Source organism: Amycolatopsis sp. TNS106, assembly GCF_019330265.1.
Classification (GTDB): domain Bacteria; phylum Actinomycetota; class Actinomycetes; order Mycobacteriales; family Pseudonocardiaceae; genus Amycolatopsis; species Amycolatopsis lurida.
In genome coordinates this window covers 1492872-1505645 of record NZ_CP024972.1, presented here as the reverse complement: position 1 = coordinate 1505645, position 12774 = coordinate 1492872, and the positions used below count along the sequence as shown (strand labels likewise).

11 protein-coding genes are annotated in these 12774 nt (G+C 67.4%); 6 read left to right on the top strand and 5 right to left on the bottom strand.

The window, feature by feature from the left end; all coding sequences use genetic code 11:
- Window positions 1-14: 14 nt before the first annotated feature.
- The 3 genes from CVV72_RS06720 to CVV72_RS06710 all read right to left on the bottom strand — a co-directional run bounded on the left by CVV72_RS06720 (window position 15) and on the right by CVV72_RS06710 (window position 3383).
- Window positions 15-986 (bottom strand): ABC transporter substrate-binding protein, encoded by a 972-nt coding sequence (locus CVV72_RS06720; RefSeq protein ID WP_219151543.1) that lies wholly within the window; start codon window positions 984-986, stop codon window positions 15-17.
- Window positions 987-1064: 78 nt separating this feature from the next.
- Complete coding sequence (locus CVV72_RS06715; RefSeq protein WP_219151542.1) at window positions 1065-2078, bottom strand: LacI family DNA-binding transcriptional regulator; 1014 nt, start codon at window positions 2076-2078, stop codon at window positions 1065-1067.
- Between the two features lie 258 nt (window positions 2079-2336).
- Window positions 2337-3383, bottom strand: coding sequence for a LacI family DNA-binding transcriptional regulator (locus tag CVV72_RS06710; RefSeq protein ID WP_219151541.1), 1047 nt, complete (start codon window positions 3381-3383; stop codon window positions 2337-2339).
- Between the two features lie 225 nt (window positions 3384-3608).
- Between CVV72_RS06710 and CVV72_RS06705 the strand changes: the two genes are divergently transcribed.
- From CVV72_RS06705 to CVV72_RS06690, 4 genes are read left to right on the top strand one after another with little or no spacing between them, the layout of a single operon-like run.
- Window positions 3609-4910 carry an extracellular solute-binding protein gene (locus CVV72_RS06705; RefSeq protein ID WP_219151540.1) on the top strand — a complete coding sequence of 434 codons (1302 nt, stop codon included), beginning with the start codon at window positions 3609-3611 and terminating at the stop codon, window positions 4908-4910.
- 3 nt (window positions 4911-4913) lie between these two features.
- The gene (locus CVV72_RS06700; RefSeq protein ID WP_219151539.1) at window positions 4914-5894 is read left to right on the top strand and encodes a carbohydrate ABC transporter permease; all 981 of its coding nucleotides are present in this window, start codon (window positions 4914-4916) and stop codon (window positions 5892-5894) included.
- Window positions 5891-6748: a carbohydrate ABC transporter permease gene (locus CVV72_RS06695; RefSeq protein ID WP_219151538.1), complete on the top strand. Its 858-nt coding sequence runs from the start codon at window positions 5891-5893 to the stop codon at window positions 6746-6748. The genes CVV72_RS06700 and CVV72_RS06695 overlap by 4 nt, the downstream gene beginning before the upstream one ends.
- Window positions 6749-6750: 2 nt before the next feature.
- Window positions 6751-8154, top strand: a complete 1404-nt coding sequence (locus CVV72_RS06690; RefSeq protein WP_219151537.1) for a GH1 family beta-glucosidase — start codon at window positions 6751-6753, stop codon at window positions 8152-8154.
- A gap of 49 nt (window positions 8155-8203) precedes the next feature.
- Here the strand turns inward: CVV72_RS06690 and CVV72_RS06685 are convergent, their stop codons facing one another.
- Together CVV72_RS06685 and CVV72_RS06680 are read right to left on the bottom strand one after the other, a co-directional pair.
- Window positions 8204-8467 (bottom strand): hypothetical protein, encoded by a 264-nt coding sequence (locus CVV72_RS06685; RefSeq protein ID WP_219151536.1) that lies wholly within the window; start codon window positions 8465-8467, stop codon window positions 8204-8206.
- Window positions 8434-8997, bottom strand: a complete 564-nt coding sequence (locus CVV72_RS06680; protein ID WP_219151535.1) for a hypothetical protein — start codon at window positions 8995-8997, stop codon at window positions 8434-8436. Before CVV72_RS06680 ends, CVV72_RS06685 begins: the two co-directional genes overlap by 34 nt.
- A 410-nt stretch (window positions 8998-9407) precedes the next feature.
- On the opposite strand from CVV72_RS06680, the gene abc-f reads away from it, so the two are divergent.
- Complete coding sequence (gene abc-f, locus CVV72_RS06675) at window positions 9408-11027, top strand: ribosomal protection-like ABC-F family protein (protein ID WP_219151534.1); 1620 nt, start codon at window positions 9408-9410, stop codon at window positions 11025-11027.
- Window positions 11028-11311: 284 nt separating this feature from the next.
- Window positions 11312-12550: an HNH endonuclease signature motif containing protein gene (locus CVV72_RS06670; RefSeq protein ID WP_219151533.1), complete on the top strand. Its 1239-nt coding sequence runs from the start codon at window positions 11312-11314 to the stop codon at window positions 12548-12550.
- The last annotated feature ends 224 nt before the right edge of the window (window positions 12551-12774 follow it).

Here is a 12774-nt window from a genome sequence, read left to right as displayed (position 1 = left end):
GTTCTGTCATCGGCTCAGTACTGGCGTTGCGGCAGCGCGGCCTTCGCGGCGGCCTGGTCGAATTCGGTCTCGGTGGTCTCGATGCGCGGAGGGACCTGCTCACCGGCGGCGACCTTCTTCACCAGGTCCATCAGCTGCGGTCCGAGCAGCGGGTTGCATTCGACGACGTGGTTGATCTTGCCGTCGGCCAGTGCCTGCAGGGCGTCGCGGACGCCGTCGACCGAGACGATCTTGATGTCCTTGCCGGGCACCTTCCCGGCCGCCTCGATCGCTTCGATGGCGCCGAGCGCCATGTCGTCGTTGTGCGCGTACAGCACGTCGATCTTGGGCTGGGACTTCAGGAAGGCCTCCATGACCTCCTTGCCCTTGGCCCGGGTGAACTCACCGGTCTGCGAAGCGACGACCTTGAACCTCGGGTTCGACGAGATGACGTCGGCGAATCCCTTCTTGCGGTCGTTCGCCGGCGCGGAACCGGTGGTGCCCTGAAGTTCCACGATGCTGACGTCACCCGCCGCGGAGCCGAACTCCTTGGCCAGCCACTCGCCCGCCTTCTTGCCCTCGGCGACGAAGTCCGAACCGAGGAAGGTCTTGTACAGCGACTTGTCCGGCGAGTCGACGGCCCGGTCGGTCAGGATCACCGGGATGTTCGCCGTCTTCGCCTCCTTGAGCACGGTGTCCCAGCCTGATTCCACGACCGGCGAGAAGGCGATCACCTTCACCTTCTGCTGGATGTAGGACCGGATCGCGGCGATCTGGTTCTCCTGCTTCTGCTGCGCGTCGGAGAACTTCAGCTCGATCCCGGCCGCCTTCGCGGACTCCTGGATCGACTTCGTGTTCGCCGTGCGCCAGCCGCTTTCCGCGCCCACCTGGGCGAAGCCGAGGGTGAGGGCGCCGCCACCACCCGTCCCGCCGCCACCGCCGCACGCGGAGAGCAGGAGCAGCCCGGCCACTCCGGCCACGATCGCCGTCCACGGTTTTCTTGCCACATCGACTCCTAGATCCGCACTGATCAGTTGAGTTAGCGTTAACACTCACACCTTGAGCCTCGAAAACGGCTCTGGATGCTACGAAAGGCCGGTGCTCTCCCGCACGATCAGTTCGGGGACCACCAGGTCGCGGTCGCGGTTCTCCCCGCCGTTCATCCGGCGGCGGAGCAGGTCGAACGTGCGCCTCCCGACTTCGACGAAGTCCTGGCGCACCGTCGTCAGCGGCGGCGTGTAGTACGCCGCCTCGGGAACGTCGTCGAAGCCGACGATCCGCATCTCCCCCGGCACGTTCACCCCTGCTTCGGTGCAGGCGCGGAGAAAACCGAGGGCCATCTGGTCGTTCGCCACGAACACCGCGTCCAGCCCCTGTTCGCCGACGAGGGACCGTCCCGCCGCGTACCCGGAACGCGCGCTCCAGTCACCGCGGATGACGGGTGGGATCCGTGCGCCGTGCCGCTGCAGGGTCTCGCGCCAGCCACGTTCGCGGTCGAGCGCCTCCAGCCAGTCTTCGGGGCCGGCCACGTGCCAGACGGTCTGATGACCGAGGCCGAGAAGGTGCTCGGTGGCGCGCCGCGCGCCGTCGTACTGGTCCACCGAGATCACCGGCACCGGCGCCTTCTCCCCGCCGCCGACCGCGACGAGCGGCACGTCGCTGGGCGCCGCCTCCAGCGCACGGGCGGCGGTGACGTGCGGTGCGATCACGACGATGCCTTCGACGGCCTGGCGCCGCAGGCGCTCCACCGCGTCCGTGATGGACGACCGGCCCGGACGGCTGATGCTGGTTATGGTCGTCGCGTAGCCGGCTTCGCGGGCGGCGTGCTCGATACCGCTCAAGGTGCTGGCCGGACCGTAGAGGTTGGCCTCCAGCGCGACCACTCCGAGCGTGCCCGAGCGGCCGGTGACCAGCGCGCGGGCGACCGAGTTCGGCCGGTAGTCCAGTTGCTCGATGGCGGCGTTGACGCGGACGCGCGTCTCGGCGCGGACCGGCCCGGTGCCGTTGATGACCCGCGAGACCGTCATATGCGAAACCCCCGCGAGCGCGGCCACGTCGGTGAGACTGGCCTGCTTGCTCTCGGTGGTTTCGCGCGCCATCGCCTGTCTCCCAATCCCGGTACCGTGTGACGAGTGCCGCAAGTGTTAGCGATAACACGTGCCGGGTCAAGCGCTCCCCGAGTCACAGTCGGGTCACGGAACCGGCTACGCGCGGCCGCTGGCGGCGATGCGGATTACGAGAGGTGAGTCGAACGTGGCATGTCGCGAAAGCCACTTTCGGGACGTCTGATGTCTCGAAAGTGGCTTTCGCGACACCGCCCGCGGGGCTGTCACGTCCGGCGCAGACGTGATACCGCCTCAGCTGGAGGCGCGATGCGTGAGCGAGACCGGCAAGATCCGCTGGCGGGGCTTGAGATCCCGGTCGTCCATCACCGCGAGCAGGGTCTCGACCATCACGCGCACCTGCTCGCGCGGGTCCTGGTGGACCGACGTCAGCGGCGGGTCCATCTCCGGCGCGAGGGTCGCGTTGTCGTCGAAGCTGACGACGGCGACGTCCGACGGGATACGCCGTCCGGCGGAATGCAGGGTGCGGAGCGCGCCGAGGGCCATCATGTCGCTGGCCACGAAGACGGCGTCGAGGTCGGGGCGCCGCGCGAGCAGGTTCGCCATCGCCTTCGCGCCGCCGGTCAGGGTGAAGTCGCCTTCCTCCATCAGGTCCGCCGGGTCGAGTCCGGCGTCGAGGAGGGTCTTGCGCCAGCCGGAGAGCCGATCAATCGCCGCGCTCTGGTCCTGCGGGCCCGCGATCGTGGCGATCCGGCGATGGCCCGCCTCGACCAGATGCGCGACCGCGAGCTTCGCGCCGCCCTCGTTGTCGAAGTCGACGACGTGGACACCGCGTTTCAACCCGGCCGCCTGCCCGCCGTACACCACCGGGATCCTCAACTGCCGCAACGCCTTGGGCAGCGGATCGGTCCGATGCGGCGCGAAGACCAGTACGCCGTCGACGTGCCCGCCGTCCAGGAACCGGACCGTGCGGTCGAGATCCTCGCGGGTGTCACTGAAGATCAGGACCATCTGGCAGCCGACGTCGGCGAGTTCGCGATAGCCCGCACGCATGACCGCGGTGCGGTACGGGTCGTCGAGCAGCCGCGCCTCCGGCTCCGACAGCACGACCGCGACCGCGCCGGTCCGTTTGGTCACCAGCGATCTGGCCGCCTGGTTCGGGGAATAGCCGAGTTCGCGCGCCGCGGCCTGGACCTTCTCGCGGGAGCGCGCGCTGACGTAGCCGTCGTCGTTCAGCGCGCGGGACGCCGTCGACCGGCTGACCCCGGCGGACGCGGCGACGTCCTCCAGTGTCGGCCTGCCGTCTTCCCCTGGTCGAGGCCCCACCCGCGCCACCTTCACTGTTCAGCTCCATCCGGACACCGACAGCTTAGTGCGCGGCGAGCGACGACACTGAGAGCGCTCCCCTGATGGAAACACTCTCATTACAAGCCCTTGACACGGCCATACCTTGGCGACAGACTCTGCGCATCCTGGGAGCGCTCCCATTTTCTCCTCACCCCCATCAGCAAGGGACGAAGACGTGAGAAGAGTCCACCAACCCATCGGCGCAAGGGGTTAAGAACCGTGAGAAGCATCCGGAACGGCCTGGTGCTGGCACTGGGTATCACGATGACGACGTTCGGACTGGCGGCGTGCGGTGGTGACGACGGCGGGACCCCCGCCGCGTCGGACCCGAACGCGAAGATCGAACTGTCGCTGGCGACGTTCACCGAGTTCGGCTACGAGGAGCTCATTCCCGAGTACGAACGACTGCACCCGAACATCAAGATCACCCACCGCAAGACCGGTCAGGGCGGGCCGTACCACCAGGATCTGATCACGAAACTGGCCGCGGGTTCCGGCCTCGCCGACGTCACCGCCGTCGAGGAAGGGCATCTGTCGAACGTCCTCGACAAGGGCTCGAAGTTCAACGACCTGACCAAGATCGGCCCGGCGGAGGCCTCCCCCGACCGCTGGCTCGCCTGGAAGTACGACGCGGCGAAGACCAAGGACGGCAAGGTCATCGGCTACGGGACGGACATCGGCCCGCTGGCGATGTGCTACCGCAAGGACATGCTCGAAGCGGCAGGCATGCCGTCCGACCCCGAAGCGGTCAAGCCCTTGTTCGCTACTTGGGACAGCTACTTCGCCGCCGGCGACCAGTACGTCGCCAAGACCGGCGGGAAGGCGTGGTTCGACTCGGCCGCCCAGAACTTCAACTCCATGGTCAACCAGCTCCCCACCGGGTACATCGGCAACGACGACAAGCCGACGCTGGAATCGAACCAGGGCATCAAGGACGCCTGGACCAAGGTCACCGGCGCGGTCGCCAAAGGACAGTCGGCCAAGCTGACCGCGTTCAGCAACGAGTGGAACTCCGGTTTCAAGCAGGGCGCCTTCGCGACGAAGGTGTGCCCCGCGTGGATGCTCGGCGTGATCGAGGAGCACTCGGGGCCCGAAAACGCCGGCAAATGGGCGGTCACCGCGGCCTTCCCCGGTGGCGGCGGGAACTGGGGCGGCTCGTACCTGACCGTGCCCACGCAGTCGAAGCACCCGAAGGAGGCGGCCGAACTCGCCGCCTGGCTGACCGCGCCCGAACAGCAGATCAAGGCGTTCAAGGCGAAGGGCACCTTCCCCAGCCAGGTCAAGGCACTGGAGGACCAGGCGCTGCTGAGCGAGACCGACGCCTACTTCGGCGGCGCCAAGATCGGCCAGTTGTTCGCCGAGCAGGCGAAGAAGGTCGCGAAGCCACAGTACAAGGGCCCCGGTGACGGCCAGATCCAGGAGAACGCGTCGAGCCCGGCGCTGCAGGCCGTCGAACAGGGCAAGTCGGCGGACGAGGGCTGGACGCAACTGCTCGACGCCGCGAAGAAGATCACGCGCTGACCGATGACCGTCGTCGACAAGATCGCGCCGGACGAGGAGAAGGCCGGGGTGCGCACGTCGCCCCGGCCCACCCTCCGCCATCGGCTGAGCCGGTGGGACGTCAAGGTCTCGCCGTACCTCTACATCGCCCCGTTCTTCGTCGTGTTCGGGATCGTCGGGTTGTTCCCGCTGCTGTACACGGCGTACGTGTCCCTGTTCAGCTGGGAGGCGGGTGACGACAACCCCGTTTTCATCGGGCTGGACAACTTCAAGGAGTTGTTCGCCGACACGCAGTTCTGGAACGCGCTCGAGAACACCGTCAGCATCTTCCTGCTCTCCAGCGTTCCGCAGCTGATCATCGCGGTGCTCCTGGCGGCGCTGCTGAGCGCCAGGCTCCGCGGGGCGACGGGCTGGCGCGTCGGCATCCTGCTCCCCTACGCCGCCAGCCTGGTGGCGCTCGGGATCATCTTCGCGAACCTGTTCGGGCCGAGGTACGGGCTGGTCAACGGCCTGCTGCAGACGATCGGACTCGACCCGGTCGACTGGCAGGCAGGCCGGTTCAGCAGCCACGCCGCGATCGCGATCATGGTGAACTGGCGCTGGACCGGGTACAACGCGCTGATCGTGCTCGCGGCGATGCAGGCCATCCCGAAGGAACTGCACGAGGCCGCCCTGATCGACGGCGCGGGCGCCGCACGCCGCTTCTTCAGCATCACGCTCCCCTTGCTGAAGCCGACGCTGATCTTCGTCACGATCACCTCGACGATCGGCGGCCTGCAGATCTTCACCGAGCCCAAGCTGTTCGACGCCATGCCGGGCTCGAACAACGGCGGCTCGTCCAACCAGTTCCAGACCGTGACGCTGTACCTGTACCAAACGGCCTTCGAGAACTACGAACTCGGTTATGCCTCGGCGATCGCGTGGGTGCTGTTCGTGATCATCGTGCTGATCGCGCTGGTGAACTTCTTCCTCACCGGCAGGCTCACGGCGGTGAAGAAGAAATGACAGCCCTCCACAGTGGACTCAAGCGAGGCGTCTCGGCACTGGGCAAGCCACGCAGGGCGACCTACGTCGTGCTCGTGATCTTCGTGCTGGGCTCGCTCTTCCCGTTCTACTGGTCGTTCCTGGTCGCCAGCCGGGACAGCGGGATGCTCACCGAACGGGTCCCGCCCTTCCTGCCCGGCGGGAACTTCTTCGCCAACGCGGCCAGGGTGTTCGACACCGTGCCGTTCTGGAAGGCGCTCGCGAACAGCCTGATCGTGTCCGGCACGGTCACCCTCACCACGGTGCTGTTCTCGTCGCTGGCCGGGTTCGCCTTCGCCAAACTGCGCTTCCGTGGGCGGAACGGGCTGTTCGTGTTCATCGTCATCACCCTCGCCGTACCGACCCAGCTCGGCATCATCCCGTTGTTCATGGCGATGTCGGAGTTCGGCTGGGCAGGCGGATTGCAGTCGGTGATCGTGCCCAACCTGGTGACCGCGTTCGGCGTCTTCTGGATGCGTCAGTACACAGTGGACGCCGTACCGTACGAACTGATCGAGGCGGCGCGCGTCGACGGCTGCAGCATGATCCGGATCTTCTGGAACGTCTGCCTGCCCGCCGTCCGGCCGGCGGCGGCGATCCTGGCGATGTTCACGTTCATGACGTCGTGGAACGACTTCCTCTGGCCGCTCGTGGTGCTGGACGCCGGCAACCCCACCGTCCAGCTGGCGCTGGAGAAGCTGCAGAGCGGTTATTACGTCGATTACTCGCTGGTGCTGGCCGGGACCACCCTGGCCACCATCCCGATCCTCATCGTCTTCCTCCTCCTCGGCCGCCAGATCGTGGCCGGGATCATGCAAGGTGCCGTGAAAGGGTGACCATGTCCGCTCATCCCGACAGTGTCCGGGCGAAGACCGCGCTCCTGTTCCCGCCCGGATTCGTGTGGGGCGCCGCCACCGCGGCCTTCCAGGTCGAAGGGGCCACGGCCGCCGACGGCCGGACCGACTCGATCTGGGACGTCTTCGCCCGCCGCCCCGGCGCCGTCGCCGGTGGTGACACCGGGGAGCCGGGCGCCGATCACTACCGGCGTTATGCCGAAGACGTCGATCTGATGCGAGGGCTCGGGCTCGGCGCGTACCGCTTCTCGCTGTCGTGGCCGCGGATCCGGCCCGACGGCGGTGCGCCGAACCCGCGCGGCCTAGCGTTCTACGACCGGCTCGTCGACAAGCTGCTCGAAGCCGGAGTGGAGCCGTGGGCGACGCTGTATCACTGGGATCTCCCCCAGTCACTGGAAGACGAGGGCGGCTGGGCGGCACGTGAGACCGCCTTCCGGTTCGCCGAATACGCCGAAACGGTCGTCGCACGCCTGGGCGACCGGGTGCCGCGCTGGTCCACCTTGAACGAACCGTGGTGTGCCGCGATGCTGGGTTACGCGCGCGGGATCCACGCGCCCGGCAGGCAGGAACCCCGCGCCGCCGTCGCGGCCGCGCACCATCTGCTGCTGGGCCACGGACTGGCGATGGACGTCCTGCGGCGGCACGCGCCGGCCGCGTCGTCGGGGATCACGCTGAACCTGTACCCGGTGTCGGCGGTCGACCCCTCGTCCACTGTGGACTCCGAGGCCGCGCGCCGGATCGACGGCCTGCAGAACCGGCTGTTCCTGGATCCGGTGCTGCGTGGCGCCTACCCCGGGGACCTGCTGACCGACCTGGCGCCGCTCGGTATCGGAGAGCTGGTGCGGGACGGCGACCTCGCGACCATCGCCGCTCCGATCGACTGGCTGGGCGTCAACTACTACCGCGGCTACCAGGTCGCGGGCACCCCGCTGCCCGGCAGCGAACCGGCGGGCACCGACTGGCTCGGCTCCCCCGACGTCCATTTCGTACCCGACGAAGCGGCGCCCCGCACCGACTCCGGCTGGGAGGTCCAGCCCTCGCGGCTCACCGAATGCCTACTCCAGGTCCACCGCGACTATCGGCCGATCCCGTTGTACATCACCGAGAACGGCGCTTCCTATCCGGACGCGGTGATCGGCGGGGACATCGCGGACACCGACCGGATCGCCTTCCTCGACTCGCATCTGCGCGCCGCGTACGAGGCGATCGAGGCAGGCGTCGACCTGCGCGGCTATTTCTATTGGTCGCTGCTCGACAACTTCGAGTGGGCCGAGGGGTACGGCAAACGGTTCGGCCTCGTCCATGTCGACTACGCGACGCAGCGGCGGACGCCGAAACAGAGCGCGCTCTGGTATGCCAGGGCGATCAGTCTCAACGGGCTGAGCTGAGGACAGGGCCGTTCAGGACACCTCCGTCCTGAACGGCCCTTCCTGACGACTACCGGCGGACGACCGCGGCCCGTTCGGCGGCGGCCCTCCGGTCAAGGCCATGGACCTCGGCGATACGGAAATCGTCGACGCAGCCAGGTACGTCCGCCGGGGAGACACAGTTGTCGGGCCGGTTGCCGCTCACCACGGCCTCGTTCACCAGCGTGTGGATGCCGCCACCGGATGCCGGCTGCGGGTACGAGCCGGCCCCGGACTCGCCCGCGGCGTTGTCGCTGACCTTCACCTCGTCGAGGGTGAGGTTGTCGTCGAACACTCCGAGTCCGCCGCCTCGACCTCCGTAGCCGGAGTGCCCGGAGTACCCGCCCGGCCCGCTTGGTTGCCCGTGACGGTGGCGGGATTCAGCAGCAGGCCCCCGCTGGACGACACGAACGCACCGCCTGCGACGCCACCGCCCGTACCGCCCTTGCCGCTACTCCCGGCGCTGTTGTCGGACACACCGCCACCGGTGATTCGCAGGACGGTGCCACCGAGGGCCTCGACACCCCCACCGTAACCGGCGGACCCGCCTCGGCCACCCGGCTTGGCCGCCGCACCGTTTCCGTCCGGGCCGCCGGAGCAGTTGGAGTTACCGCCGAAACCGCCGCTGCCCCCGGTCCCTCGCGGGGTGGTGGCGGTCGCGTCCGCGCCAGGCCCACCCGAACCGGCGGTGTTGCCGCTGATGACGCTGTCGGTGATGATCAGTGGGCCCCTGTTCTTGACACCGCCGCCGGGCCCGCCCGGGTTCGCGTCTCCATAGGAGTTGGTCCCGATTCCGTCGGGGGCATGCCCGCCCGCGATCGTCACTTCATTGAGGGTCAGGTCTTCCCTCGATGGAAGGCAGCCCGGCTTTCCAGTAGGCATCGGCGACTCGTCTTCGGCTTCCGGTATTCGACATCAACGGAACACCTCCCACACGCTTACCGGTAGTCGGGAATCGTGGTGAACAAACGAATGGACATCGGAATTCGCACCTTGCCGCCGACACCCCGCGGGATCGCGGTGGCCACACTCGGGCAGGTCTTGTTATCGTAGGCGCGGACCTGATCGACGAGCAGTGGAGACCAGACGTGGCAGGTGAAGACGACATCTCCGGGTGAGCCGGAGTAGGCAGGCCACCGGCGTCGACGCCGACGTGGCCTCTTTGTCGTCCCCTCAAGCCACGTCCATCGCGGTGCAGCCTCATGGCGCCCGCTGTCTTTCACGAGGTCATTTCCATGTCAGACGCCTTCGTCGTCGTGTCCGCGCTCTCTTTCTCCTGGCCGGACGACACTCCGGTCTTCGAGGACCTGTCCTTCACCGTGCCCGGTGGCCGTACCGGCCTGGTCGCGCCGAACGGGGCCGGCAAGAGCACGCTCCTCAAACTGATCGCCGGTGAGCTGCGGCCGGTGTCCGGGTCGGTCTCCACCCAGGGAGTCCTCGGCTATCTGCCGCAGTCGCTGCCGCTCACCGCCGGCCTGAACGTGGCCGAAGTGCTGGGCATCGCGCCGCAGCTCGCGGCACTGAGCGCGATCGAGTCCGGCGACGCGAGCGAAGAGCACTTCACCACCATCGGAAACGACTGGGACATCGAAGAGCGTACCCGCGCCCAGCTCGACCGGCTCGGCCTCGACGGCATTTCGCTGGACCGGAGCCTGCGCACCTTGAGCGGCGGGCAGATCATCTCCCTCGGCCTGGCCGCGCAACTGCTGAAGCGGCCCGACATCCTGCTCCTGGACGAACCGACCAACAATCTCGACCTCGACGCCCGCCGCAAGCTCTACGGGGTACTCGAAGACTGGTCCGGCTGCCTGCTGCTGGTGAGTCACGACCGGGAACTGCTCGACCGGATGGATCGGATCGCCGAACTCGACCGCGGCGATCTCCGCTACCACGGCGGGAACTTCACCCAGTACGAAGCGGCCGTCAAGGCCGAGCAAGAGGTCGCCGAACGCAACGTCCGCAGCGCCGAACAAGAGGTCAAACGCGAGAAACGGGAGATGCAGCAGGCCCGCGAGCGGGCGGCACGCCGCGCGGGCAACGCCGCCAGGAACCTCGGCAACGCGGGCCTGCCGAAGATCTTCGCCGGCACCATGAAACGCAACGCCCAGGAGTCCGCGGGCAAGGCCAACGAGACACACGCCGCACGGGTCAGCGACGCGAAGAACCGCCTCGACGAGGCCGAACGTTCTCTCCGCGATGACCAGAAGATCGCACTGATCCTGCCGGGCACCAACGTCCCCGCCGGGCGCACGATGTTCCACGGCGAGCACATCCAGGTCCGCTACGGCGACCGGAACGTCTTCGCGGGCGACGGAGTCGACCTGACGATCCGCGGTCCCGAACGGATCGCGCTGACCGGCGGAAACGGCACCGGCAAGTCGACCCTTCTCCGGGTGCTCAACGGAGATCTCACTCCTGACAGTGGCGTGGTCAAGCGAGCCGAGGGCCGGATTGCCTACCTCTCCCAACGGCTGGATCTCCTGGACCTCGACCGGTCGATCGCCGAGAACTTCGCCGCGTTCGCCCCAAGCCTCCCCGAGTCACAACGGATGACCCTGCTCGCCCGCTTCCTGTTCCGAGGCGCGCGAAGCCAGCTGCCCGTCGGCGTGCTCTCCGGGGGCGAACGCCTGCGAGCCACCCTGGCCTGCGTCCTCTTCGCCGAGCCCGCGCCGCAACTCCTGTTGCTCGACGAGCCGACCAACAACCTCGACCTGGTCAGCGTCGGGCAGTTGGAGAGCGCATTGGGGGCGTATCAAGGGGCTTTCGTGGTCGTCAGCCACGACGAGCGGTTCCTTCGGGAGATCAAGGTGGATCGGCGGGTGCGGTTGGCCGACGGGACTCTCGTGGAGTCCTGAGCTCCCTTCGGCCGGGTCCTGAGTGGCACCGTCATACATGCGGACCGCCGTCGGCTTCACTCTTGAGTGTCGCGATACGAGCGCCTCGGAAAGTTTCGAACCGGGGCGCTCGTGAGTCGTCAGGGCTCGAGTCCTTCGCAATTAGTCACCTAATTGCCTTTCGGATGCCTTGCGGACGGTCATTCAGGTTGCCGACCTGATTCACTCGTCAGTGGTTACTGTTCCCTTTGGCGGTTGCTTAAAATTACGAACACATGTTCTATTGTTTGCGGTATTCTGGAGGCGTGTCCGAGACCTTTCTCCCCGAGTTGCCGCAGGAGCTGTGGCGCGCTGGCAAGCTGGAGCTTGCCCATGGCGTGCAACAGTCCTTGCAGGTGATTCGGATGGCCACCGCCGGGTTGGGGCGGTATTTGGCGGAGATCGAGTCCCGGGGCGTCAAAGACTTGTACGGCTATGGCCGCACGGCTGCGTGGTTTGCGGATATCGCGGGACTGTCGGTCGGTGAAGCGGGTGCCGTGGTGAAGCGGGCCATCGCCCTGAATCCCAGCCGCGCGTTGGACGGCACCGAGGTTCCCGCCACGCTGCCCGCCACCGCCGCTGTGGCGGCGGAGGGCCTGGTCGGGGACGAGCGGATCGATCAGATCCTGGAGATCGTGAAGAAACTTCCGGCCGAGGACCGCGCGAACGCGGAGAAGATTCTCGCCGGTCTTGCCCCGAGTGCCGGTCCTCGGCAGCTGGCCAAGGCCGAGGCGAACCTCCTGGCGTTACTGGACCCCGACGGCAAGGAACCCAAGGACCCTGAACCGAAGGAGCCGCGCCGCGAGATCACCCTGGAGCGCCGCAAAGACGGGTTCTGGAAACTCACCGGTCTTCTGGATGACGAGACCGGGGCCCGCACCGCCGCCGCACTCGAGGCCTATGCCCAACCCCGCCCAGTCGACGAATTCGGCCAGGCGGATCTGCGGATGAAATGCGAGCGCATGGGTGATGCCTGGGTCGATATTCTCGATCTGGCGATCGCCTGCCCGGACCAGCCCGGCACCAGCGGGTATCGGACGTTGGTGAACGTCACCATCGGACTCGACGAACTCAAATCCGGTCTTGGGACCGCGTGCCTGGACTTCGTCGGCACGATGACCGCCCGCGACGCTCGGCTGGCCGCCTGTGACTGCCTCATGTTGCCCGTCGTGATGAGCGCCGCGGGCGAACCCTTGGATGTGGGGAGACTCAGACGGTTCGTGACACCGGGCCAGCGGCGGGCGTTGAATATCCGCGACGGAGGCTGCGCGTTCCCGGGCTGTCACCGGAAACCCAAGCACTGCCACGCCCACCACATCCTTCACTGGGCAGACGGCGGACCGACGGATCTCCGGAACCTCGTGCTGCTCTGCGGATTCCACCACCGCCTGATCCATCACGGTGACTGGGAAGTCCGCATGGCCGCCGACGGACTACCGGAGTTCATCCCACCTCAGTACCGGGATCCGCTCCGACAACCTAGACGCAACACCCTCCACCGCTGAACTCGAGGAGCCCGCCAGCCACCCGGCGACGGGCCCCTCGCCATGCCCACACCCCGGCGAACCCGAATACCGACTCGAAGATGCCACGTCACGTCCCGACGGCGACCCACACCTACAAACGCGACGCGGTTCCGCAGGCAGGACGGCGGCACACATGTGACCGGAGCCGGATCTCCAGCAGATGACGCGAGATCGGCTTCCAGCCACGGGAGATCGGTGCCCAA

What these genes read in the sequence shown, in the direction of transcription:
- CVV72_RS06695 (WP_219151538.1), top strand. Translation starts at nt 5,891, where the DNA reads ATGACAGCCCTCCACAGTGGACTCAAGCGAGGCGTCTCGGCACTGGGC.
- abc-f (WP_219151534.1), top strand. Translation starts at nt 9,408, where the DNA reads ATGTCAGACGCCTTCGTCGTCGTGTCCGCGCTCTCTTTCTCCTGGCCG.
- CVV72_RS06690 (WP_219151537.1), top strand. Translation starts at nt 6,751, where the DNA reads ATGTCCGCTCATCCCGACAGTGTCCGGGCGAAGACCGCGCTCCTGTTC.
- CVV72_RS06700 (WP_219151539.1), top strand. Translation starts at nt 4,914, where the DNA reads ATGACCGTCGTCGACAAGATCGCGCCGGACGAGGAGAAGGCCGGGGTG.
- CVV72_RS06715 (WP_219151542.1), bottom strand. Translation starts at nt 2,078, where the DNA reads ATGGCGCGCGAAACCACCGAGAGCAAGCAGGCCAGTCTCACCGACGTG.